At 65.6% G+C, this 9155-nt stretch carries 9 protein-coding genes and 1 pseudogene; all 10 read right to left on the minus strand.

What is annotated here, in order from left to right; genetic code table 11:
* Nucleotides 1–420: pseudogene (locus Mlute_RS12680) on the minus strand (hypothetical protein); the annotation flags it as partial.
* A complete protein-coding gene (radA, locus tag Mlute_RS12685) occupies nt 417–1709 on the minus strand; it encodes a DNA repair protein RadA (RefSeq protein WP_119360983.1) in 1293 nt (430 codons plus the stop codon). The gene radA and the pseudogene Mlute_RS12680, both read right to left, overlap by 4 nt.
* 11 nt (nt 1710–1720) lie before the next feature.
* Nucleotides 1721–2173, minus strand: a complete 453-nt coding sequence (locus Mlute_RS12690; RefSeq protein WP_119360984.1) for a thioesterase family protein — start codon at nt 2171–2173, stop codon at nt 1721–1723.
* A complete protein-coding gene (locus Mlute_RS12695; RefSeq protein WP_182482571.1) occupies nt 2170–3510 on the minus strand; it encodes a phenylacetate--CoA ligase family protein in 1341 nt (446 codons plus the stop codon). Before Mlute_RS12695 ends, Mlute_RS12690 begins: the two co-directional genes overlap by 4 nt.
* Nucleotides 3511–3529: 19 nt before the next feature.
* The gene (locus tag Mlute_RS12700) at nt 3530–4279 is read right to left on the minus strand and encodes an SDR family oxidoreductase (protein ID WP_119360986.1); all 750 of its coding nucleotides are present in this window, start codon (nt 4277–4279) and stop codon (nt 3530–3532) included.
* Nucleotides 4276–5478, minus strand: coding sequence for a 3-oxoadipyl-CoA thiolase (gene pcaF / locus Mlute_RS12705; protein WP_119360987.1), 1203 nt, complete (start codon nt 5476–5478; stop codon nt 4276–4278). Before pcaF ends, Mlute_RS12700 begins: the two co-directional genes overlap by 4 nt.
* Before the next feature lie 52 nt (nt 5479–5530).
* Nucleotides 5531–5896: a hydroxyphenylacetyl-CoA thioesterase PaaI gene (gene paaI, locus Mlute_RS12710; RefSeq protein ID WP_119360988.1), complete on the minus strand. Its 366-nt coding sequence runs from the start codon at nt 5894–5896 to the stop codon at nt 5531–5533.
* Nucleotides 5897–5918: 22 nt separating this feature from the next.
* Nucleotides 5919–6656 (minus strand): ABC transporter ATP-binding protein, encoded by a 738-nt coding sequence (locus Mlute_RS12715; protein WP_119360989.1) that lies wholly within the window; start codon nt 6654–6656, stop codon nt 5919–5921.
* A gap of 18 nt (nt 6657–6674) precedes the next feature.
* Nucleotides 6675–8438: a branched-chain amino acid ABC transporter ATP-binding protein/permease gene (locus Mlute_RS12720; RefSeq protein ID WP_119360990.1), complete on the minus strand. Its 1764-nt coding sequence runs from the start codon at nt 8436–8438 to the stop codon at nt 6675–6677.
* The coding region (locus Mlute_RS12725; protein WP_147371091.1) for a branched-chain amino acid ABC transporter permease at nt 8435–9155 on the minus strand (721 nt) is incomplete at its 5' end. The genes Mlute_RS12725 and Mlute_RS12720, both read right to left, overlap by 4 nt.

The raw sequence follows: 9155 nt of genomic DNA on the forward strand, positions 1-9155 counted from the left end.
GGCCAGGCGGAAGTACTCTCGGTTGGCCACCGCGAAGGCGGAGAAGGAGATGACCAATACCGCGGCGATGGTAAGGGAGTGGAGGGGGGAGAAGCCGGGAATCTGGCTTAGCAGGTTGGTGAGGAGCACCGCGAGCAACAGGCCCAGGCTCGAGGCCACCGTGATGGCCACCGGTATCTCGGGCGGAAGCCGCCTTAGCCAGGCCTGGGTCTGTTCCCAGCGCTGGGAGAGCCAGAAGGCCAGGCGGGGGACCACCAGCAAGCCCAGCAGGAGGCCCACCAGCGCCAGGTACAGCCGATTCAAGCTGGTCAGGCTGCCTAAGGGGTTAGTGCTGATTATGCCAATGGTCTCTAGCCGGGCCCCAGCCCAGTACCCCAGATAGGCAAACAGCGCGTAGAGGACCCAGCGAACCCAGCTCATAGCAACCTGCCCACCGCGGCCTCCAGGGTTCTGAACTCCGGTGGGTAGACCAGGCGCCTGAACCCGGCCCGCTGCCCTTCTCTCAGACGCCGTTCCAGGCCTTCTACGCTGCGGAGCTCTCCGGCCAGCCCCACCTCGCCCACCACCGCCACTTCCTCGGGCAGGGGGCGGCCCACCACCGCGGAGTAGACCGCCAGCCCCACCGCCAGGTCAAGCCCCGGGTCAAAGATCCGCAGCCCCCCAGCCAGGTTCACGTAGACGTCTAGGTTGCCCAGCGGCAGGTTGAGGCGCCGCTCGAGCACCGCCAGGATCACATCTACCCGCCTTGCGTCAAGCCCCTGGGCTACCCGGCGGGGGGCCGGGAAGGGGGTCCGGGCGGCCAGGGCCTGCACCTCCAGGGCCAAGGCCCGCTCCCCCGACAGACCAAGCCCCACCACCGAGCCTGGGGCCCCAACCGGGCGCTCGGCCAAGAAGGCCGCAGAGGGGTTGGGCACCTCCTCTAGACCAGCCTCGCCCATGCTGAAAACTCCCAGCTCTCCCACCGGGCCAAAGCGGTTCTTGCTCGAGCGCAGCACCCGGAAGTGTCCGGCTGTCTCCAGGTACAAAGTGGCATCCACCACGTGCTCAATGACCTTGGGGCCCGCCACGATACCCTCCTTGGTAACGTGGCCGACCAGCACGGTGGTCACCCGGTGGCGTTTGGCGAAGCGGGTGAGGGCTGCGGTGGCGTCGCGCACCGCCACCAGCGACCCCGGGGCGGCGGCGGTCTCCAGGGTCTGGATGGAATCCACCACCAAGAACTCTGGCGGGGCGGCCTCCAAGGTGGCCAGGGCGGTTTCTAGATGGGTCTCCCGCAGCAGCTCGAGGGCGCCCGAGACGCCCAGCCGCCCAGCCCGCAGGCGAAGCTGCCCCGGGGACTCCTCACCTGCCAGGTAGACCACCCGTCGGCCCTCCTCCAGCATCTTTTGGGCCACCTGCAACAGCAGGGTGCTCTTGCCTACCCCGGGCTCCCCCCCGAGCAGGAGCACCGCCCCGGGTACGAACCCTCCCCCTAGCACCCGGTCCAGCTCGCCAATTCGGCTGCTGAAGCGGGCCTCACCTTCCTCGTCCACCTCGCTCAGCCGGATGAGGGCCTGGGGGTTGGCGGCGCTTTTTGCCGGGACAGAGCGGGGCAAGGGGGCTTCCTCCTTGAAGCTCTCCCAGCTTCCGCACCCTGGGCAGCGCCCTAGGGGCTTTACGGATTTGTAGCCGCACACGGCGCAGCGGTAGTGCAGGGTAGCCCTGGCCATCCAGGACAAGTCTAGCCGGAATTGGCCGCAGCGTCAGCCCTATACCTTTGCCAGCGCGCCTCGAGCCGCTCAAAAATTCGCTTGAGTTTCTCTTTAGGCAGAATGACCTGCTCGGTGTAGCCCTCGCCGATCGGGTCGCCCAGCTCGTTCCAGGCGGTGCAGCGAACGTGCACCCGGTTGCCCTCGGTACGCAGGTGCTCGGCCACGATCCGCACCCGCATTCCGGGTAGGGCCGAGGCCTGGTGGTCCACGCTCACCTTGGAGCCGATGCCCTCCTCGCCCTCCTCTAGAAAGGGCAGGATGATTTTGCGCCCGGCCAGCTCCATGTGCTTGGCCATCCAGTAGGTGGCGTAGACTGGATGTAGCTTGCCGAGCTGAGGGTCACTTTGCTCGAAATCCACGGTCATCTCTTCGGTTACGACCGTTTCGAAGGTGGCTTGGTAGCCGATGGGGATGGGTTTCATAGCTTGCGCAAATCCGCCACCCGCTTGAGCTTGCCGCCCTCGCTTCTGGGCGCGGCGCCGGGGTTGAGCAGGGTGACCCGCAGGGAGATGCCCACGTTGTCCTTGATTTTGCGGGCCACCTTTTCGCATAGCTGGGACAACCGGGGATCGGCTGCCACCACCTCTTGGGAGAGCGCTTGGTGGCCCACTGAACGCAAAAAGGCCTCGGCGACCTCGAGCCTAAGCTCCACCTCGTCCAGGGTGCCCTCGCGGGTCAGCACAATCTGGTAGTGGGGCACCACCTCGGGGATTTCCTGGAGCACGGCCTCGATCTGGGTGGGGTAGACGTTCACCCCGCGCACGATCAGCATATCGTCGGTGCGGCCCCTAATCTGGGCCATGCGGGCGTGGGTGCGCCCCGAGGGGCCGGGCTCGCGGGTGATGTAGGTTAGGTCGCCCGTCCAGTAGCGCAGGATGGGCATGGCCTTTTTGGTAAGGGTGGTCAGCACCAGCACCCCGATCTGGCCTTCCGGCAAGGGCTCGCCGGTCTCGGGGTCCACCACCTCGGGGTAGAAGTGGTCCTCCCAGATATAGGAAAGCCCCTCCCGCTCGCTCACGTCCTCGTTGGAGACGCCTGGGCCGATGATTTCGGAGAGGCCGTAGATGTTGGTGGACTGTACTCCCAGTCCCTCGTCCACGCTCTTGCGGATGGCCTCCGTCCAGGGCTCCGCTCCCAAGACGGCGTACTTCAGGCTGATTTCCTCCGGACTGACCCCGCGCTTTTTGAACTCTTCGGCCAGGGTCTGGGCGTAGGAGGGGGTGCAGGCGATCATCTCCGGTTTGAAGTCCTGGATGAGCATGATCTGCCGCTCGGTCATGCCGCCCGAGACCGGCACCACGGTCATCCCCAGCCGCTCGGCCCCTCCGTGCAGGCCCAGCCCCCCGGTGAAGAGGCCGTAGCCGTAGGCGTTGTGCAGCATCATCCCAGGCCGCCCCCCTGCGGCGGCCAGCGAGCGGGCCACCACCTCAGCGAAGATATCCAGGTCCCCCTTGGTGTAACCCACCACGGTGGGCTTGCCGGTGGTGCCGCTGGAGGCGTGGATACGGGCAATCTGCTCCCGGGGCACCGCGAACATCCCAAAGGGGTAGGTATCCCGCAAATCCTTCTTTTTGGTAAAGGGGAGCTTGTGGATGTCCTCAATGCCTTTGATGTCGGAGGGCTTGAGGCCGCGCTCATCCAGGGCCCGGCGATAGAAGGGCACCCGCTCGTATACGTAGGCCACCTGTTCGCGCAGCCGCTCGCTCTGCAAGGCCTGGAGCTTGGGGCGAGGGAGGGTTTCTATCTCGGGTTGGAACATCGGCATAGGCACCTCCGGTCTACAGCGCGGTCATTCCCCCGTCTACCGCCAGCACCTGCCCGGTCACGTAGTCCGAGGCCGGACTGCAAAGGTAGAGCGCAGCCGCGGCCAGCTCGCCGGGCTGGCCAATGCGGCCCAGGGGGGTGCGGGCGCGCACCAACGACTCCGTCCGGGCCAGCAGCTTCTCGGTCATGCGGGTGGGGAAGAAGCCCGGGGCCAGGGCGTTGACCCGGATGCCAAAGGGGCCCCACTTCACCGCCAGGTCGCGCGTGAGGGCAATCAGCGCCCCTTTGGAAGCTGAGTAGGCCGCAGCATCCATCACCTCGCTGGGGCTGCCCATGAGCCCAGCTACCGAGGCAATGTTCAGAATCTTTCCATAGCCCCGGCCTTTCATGCCCCGCGCGGCGATGCGGCTGGCTAGGAAAGCTCCGGTCACGTTGATGTCCAGCACCTCACGAACTTTCTCCGCTGGAACCTCGAGGGCATCCTGCCCCCAGGTCACTCCAGCGGCGTTGACCAGGATGTCCACTGGGCCGGTGCGGGCAAAGGCGCTTTCTAGGCTTCCCTCGTCCTGTACATTGCCCACGATGGGTAGGGCGTCGGGGATGAGCTTTAGGGCCTCCTCAAAAAAGCTCTCCCGCCGGGCCAGGAGGGCCACCTTGGCCCCAGCCTCCCGCAAGGCGGCGGCGATCTCCAGGCCAAGGCCCCTCGAGCCCCCGGTGATTAGGGCGGTTTTCCCATCTAGGCGGAACTGCTCCAGCACCCTCATACCCGCTCCACCACCATGGCGATTCCCTGGCCTACCCCTATGCACATGGTGGCCAGTCCAAACTGCACATCCCGTTTTTGCATCTCGTGCACCAGGTTGGTGAGAATCCGAGCCCCCGAGGCCCCCAGGGGATGGCCGATGGCGATGGCCCCTCCGTTCACGTTGAGCCGCTCGTCCTCGGGGTCCACCCCCCACTCGTAGAGTACCGCCAGGCTTTGGGCCGCGAAGGCCTCGTTCAGCTCAATCAAGCCGATGTCCTGGAGCGTGAGCCCGGCCCGCTTGAGGGCCTTCTGGGTTGCGGGCACCGGGCCGATGCCCATGATGCGGGGCTCCACCCCGGCTACCGCCACCGAGCGAATTCTCGCCATGGGCCTAAGCCCATGGGCCCGGGCGTAGGCCTCGGAAACCAGGAGTACCGCTGCAGCCCCGTCGTTTAGGGAAGAGGAGTTTCCCGCGGTCACACTGCCCCCAGGGCGGAAGACCGGTTTGAGCTTAGCCAGGGCCTCCAGGCTGGTGTCGGGCCGGGGGCCCTCGTCGGTTTTTACCAGGGTGGTCTGCCCCTTGCGATCTATTACCTCCACCGGCACCATCTGGGTCTCAAAGGCCCCGCTCTGCTGCGCCCGAACCGCTTTTTGGTGGGAGTGGAGGGCGAAGCGATCCTGGGCCTCGCGGGGGATTTTGTACTGCTCGGCCAGGTTCTCAGCGGTCTCGCCCATCGCCTCGGTGCCGTAGAGGGCCTGCATCCTGGGGTTGATGAAGCGCCAGCCCAAGGTGGTGTCGTAAACCGTGAGGTTGCCGGTAGGGAAGGCCCGCTCGGCCTTGGGCATCACCCAAGGGGCCCGGCTCATGCTTTCCACCCCACCCCCAATGTAGACCTGGCCTTCGCCGAGCAGGAGGGCCCGAGCTGCGCTGGCCACCGCCTCCAGGCCGCTGCCACAAAGCCGGTTCACCGTGCAGCCCCCCACCTCTTTGGGAAGCCCGGCCAGGAGCAGGGCCATGCGGGCCACGTTGCGGTTGTCTTCCCCGGCTTGGTTGGCGCAGCCCATGTACACGTCCTCCACATCGCTGGCCGGCAGGCCGCTGCGCTCCAGCAGGGCCTTTAGGGGAATGGCGGCCAGGTCGTCGGCGCGGACAGAGGCCAGCGCGCCTCCGTGCTTTCCAACCGGTGTGCGAACGGCATCCAGAATGTAGGCTTCCATGGCTGTGTTTTACCCTTAGAGGTTTTTGCCCGCAAGGGCCTGTTGCGAACACTCAGGCCTTGGGCTCGCTCTTGCTCTCCATGCGGAAGACGGTTCCGGTGAAGAGGGCCACCACCCGTGCCCGACTTCTCACCTCAATCCGATAGGTGGCGGTGCGGCGCCCTAGGTTTTCCTCCCGGGCGTGGGCCTCGAGCCGCTCCCCCGCCCGCACCGCCTTGAAGTACTCCATGTGCGTGCAAAGGGCCACAGCAGGGGTCCCGTGGGCGTTTGAGGCCAGGGCAAAAGCGGCATCGGCCAGGCTGTAGAGAAACCCGCCGTGGCAGTAGCCGTGGATGTTGGTGTGCTCGGCCCGCACCTCGGCCAGGAGGACGGCCTCTCCCGGCCCCAGCCGGACCACCTCAAACCCCAAAAGCCGCATGTAGGGGTCGGGGTGAAGGCTGCTATCCACCTGCGGCCTCCCTTGTGCGGATGCCCAGGTAAGACTCAATGACCCTGGGATCGTATAGCAGCTCACTCCCTCGGCCTTCCATCACCAGCTCGCCCGCCTCGAGCACATACCCTCGGTCGGCCAACTTTAGGGCCATGCGGGCGTTTTGTTCCACCACCAAGATGGTGACCCTCTGGGCCTTGAGCTCCCCCAGGATGCGGAATATCTCTTGGACGATAAGAGGGGCCAGCCCCAGGCTGGGCTCGTCCAGCAGGAGCAGCCTGGGCCGGGCCATCAGGGCCCGGCCGATGGCCAGCATCTGCTGCTCACCTCCCGACATGGTCCCGGCGAGCTGCTTGCGCCGCTCAAGGAGGCGAGGGAAGAGGCTGTAGACCCATTCTAGGTCCTTCCGGATGCCCTTTTCGCGGCGCTGAAAGCGGGAGAAGGCGCCCAGCAGGAGGTTGTCCTCTACCGCCATGGAGGCAAAAAGCTCGCGCTTTTCCGGCACCATGACCAGCCCCATGGCGGCCAGTACCTCCGGTTCGCGCTGCAGGAGGGGTTTTCCCAGATAGCGCACCGTGCCGCTGGCCTGCACCAGCCCCAGGATGCCCTTGAGGGTGCTGCTCTTTCCCGCTCCGTTGGGCCCAATGAGGGTGATGGCCTCTCCCTCGGCTACCCTGAGCGAAAGCCCCCGCACGGCCTCTACGGCCCCATAGCGCACGCTCAGGTTTTCTACTTCCAGAATGTTCATCTCCGCCTCCGGTAAGCCTCAGGCAGCCTCCCCCAGGTAGGCCTCAACGACCCTGGGGTTGCGCTGCACCTCGGCGGGGCTCCCCTCGGCCAGCTTTTCCCCATAATGCATCACCACCACCCGGTCCACCAGCCCCATGACCAGGTCCATGTCGTGGTCCACTAGGAGCACCGTGACCCCTTCATCAGCCAGCTTGCGGATGAGCGCGGCGAACGCCCGCTTTTCCCCGGCCCGTAGCCCCGCGGCTGGCTCGTCCAGGAGCAGCACCTCGGGGTCGGCGGCTAGGGCGCGGGCAATCTCTAGAAGCCGCAATTGGCCAATGGAAAGACCCTCCGCTTTCTGATGGGCCACATGGGCCAGGCCCACCCGCTCCAGAGCCCGGTAGGCCTCGGCCAGGGCGGCTTTTTCCTCGGCCTGGGAGAGGGCCAGCATGGAGGCCAAAAAGCCCCGCCGGGTACGGGCGTAGGTGCCTAAAGCGGCGTTTTCCAGTACGGTCATCTCGGGGAAGAGGTGGGGGTGCTGGAAGGTGCGGGCGATGCCCAGCCGGTGCACCTCGTAGGGCTTCCGCCCCGAGATGGATTTTCCCTTGAACCAGACCTCCCCTTCGCTGGGGGGGTAGACCGCGGTAATCATGTTGAAGCAGGTGGATTTGCCTGCCCCGTTGGGGCCGATGAGGGCTAGAATCTCACCCCGCCTGAGCTCGAAGCTTATCTTGTTGACCGCCAGCAGGCCGCCAAAGCGCTTGCTGAGGTCCCTGACCTCGAGCACCACCTCCCCCTTGTGCCCCCCACCGGGGCGGGTGGGCAGCCCCTGCCCTGGGGGGTTCTTTGGCCTGGGTTTGGGTAAGTATCGTTCCACGAAGGGCCACAGACCCTTGGGGGCGAACATCAGGATGAGCACCAGGATGAGCCCATAGGCGATGATCTCGTAGTTTCCGGCACGCCCGAATAGGACGGGCAGAACGCCCTTTAGGGCCTCCTCTAGCCCCGTCACCAGGCCAGAGCCCAGGATGACCCCCGGGATGCTGCCTACCCCTCCGGCCACTGCCGCGATCAGGTACTTGATGGAGGCCTCGAGGCTAAACGGGGTGGGGTTGATGAACTTCTGGTAGTGCACGTAGAGCCAGCCAGCCACCCCAGCGTAGACCGCTGAGAGGACAAAGACCTGAAGCTTCAAAGCTGCCGGGTTTACCCCAAAGCTGGCCGCCGCGATGGCGTCCCCTTTGGAGGCCCGCATCGCCCGCCCCATCCGGCTGTTGGTGAGGTTCCAGGCTGCCCAGGCTCCCAGAAGGACCATAGACCAGGACAGGTAGAAGTAGCTCCTGGAGTCGCCCAACGTGTGGCCTAGGATGGACACAGGGGGGATTCCCCGTAGGCCGGTGTGGCCCCCGGTGAGGCCGATCCAGCTCCCCATGACGATATACAGGGCGATGCACCAGGCGATGGTGGAAAGGGGTAGGTAGTGCCCCTTAAGCCGCACGGTGATGCCGCCCATCACCAGCGCGCCCAGCGCCGCGGCCAGGGTGCCCAACAGGAGGGTTGTCCAGGGGCTTAGGCCCTGGTGGATGGTGAGCAGGGCCGAGGTGTAGGCCGCCAGGCCCATAAAGGCGGCCTGGCCAAAGCTGGTCATGCCCGAGAGCCCGGTGAGCAGGTAAAGGCCTAGGGCGACCAGGGCCCCGAAGGCAATGTAGTTGCCCACTGTGAGGTAGAACGAGGAGGGCGGCAGGGCCAGGGGGAGGAGAAGGAGCCCTGCTAGGAAGAGGAGTAAAGGCGCGGTTCTCATTCTTCCTCCCCCAGCTCCTGGCTGCGGAGGCTACGCCAGAAAAGAATCGGCAGCAGCAGTGCGAAGACGATGGCGTCCTTATAGGCGCTGGCCTGAAAAGCTGCCCAGGATTCCATAGCCCCAACCAGCAAGGCCCCCAGCGCCGCCAGCGGATAGCTCACCAGGCCGCCGAGAATTCCGGCCACGAAGCCCTTCAGCCCTAGGAGGAAGCCTTGGAAGTAGGCCGGGGATATCAGAGGGGCCAGGAGCATGCCGCTCACACAGGCGATAAGGGTGGCGATGGAAAAGGAGATGTAGCCTGCCTGGCTGGGGCTGATGCCCAAAAGCCGGGCTCCGTAGCGGTTGACCGCGCAGGCCCGCAGGGCCTTTCCGTAGATGCTCCTGTTGAAGAAGAGGTAGAGCCCCAGCGCGGCCAGAAGGGCAAAGCCATAGACCAGAAAGGCTTGGTTGTTGATGGGCACCAGGCCAACCTGGGTCTGGCCAACCCAAATGGCGGGTAGGCGAAACTGCTCGGGGCCGAAGAAGACCAGGCCCAGCCCCATAAAGGCGAAGTGGAGGCCGACCGCGATGATTAGGTAGGTGAGCACGCTGGCGTTTCTGGCCGGCTCAAAGAACAGCCGGTAGGAGGCCGGGCCGATGGGGAAGACCACCAAAACCGCCAGCAGCCATCCAAGCCATGGGGGTACCCCTTGGACCCCCCACCAGGCCAGCCCCAGC

It is taken from the genome of Meiothermus luteus (genome assembly GCF_003574085.1).
GTDB lineage: Bacteria > Deinococcota > Deinococci > Deinococcales > Thermaceae > Meiothermus > Meiothermus luteus.

Excerpts from the sequence above, each read along its gene's own strand:
- radA (WP_119360983.1), bottom strand. The coding sequence starts at position 1,709 with ATGGCCAGGGCTACCCTGCACTACCGCTGCGCCGTGTGCGGCTACAAA.
- Mlute_RS12690 (WP_119360984.1), bottom strand. The coding sequence starts at position 2,173 with ATGAAACCCATCCCCATCGGCTACCAAGCCACCTTCGAAACGGTCGTA.
- Mlute_RS12695 (WP_182482571.1), bottom strand. The coding sequence starts at position 3,510 with ATGTTCCAACCCGAGATAGAAACCCTCCCTCGCCCCAAGCTCCAGGCC.
- Mlute_RS12700 (WP_119360986.1), bottom strand. The coding sequence starts at position 4,279 with ATGAGGGTGCTGGAGCAGTTCCGCCTAGATGGGAAAACCGCCCTAATC.
- pcaF (WP_119360987.1), bottom strand. The coding sequence starts at position 5,478 with ATGGAAGCCTACATTCTGGATGCCGTTCGCACACCGGTTGGAAAGCAC.
- paaI (WP_119360988.1), bottom strand. The coding sequence starts at position 5,896 with ATGCGGCTTTTGGGGTTTGAGGTGGTCCGGCTGGGGCCGGGAGAGGCC.
- Mlute_RS12715 (WP_119360989.1), bottom strand. The coding sequence starts at position 6,656 with ATGAACATTCTGGAAGTAGAAAACCTGAGCGTGCGCTATGGGGCCGTA.
- Mlute_RS12720 (WP_119360990.1), bottom strand. The coding sequence starts at position 8,438 with ATGAGAACCGCGCCTTTACTCCTCTTCCTAGCAGGGCTCCTTCTCCTC.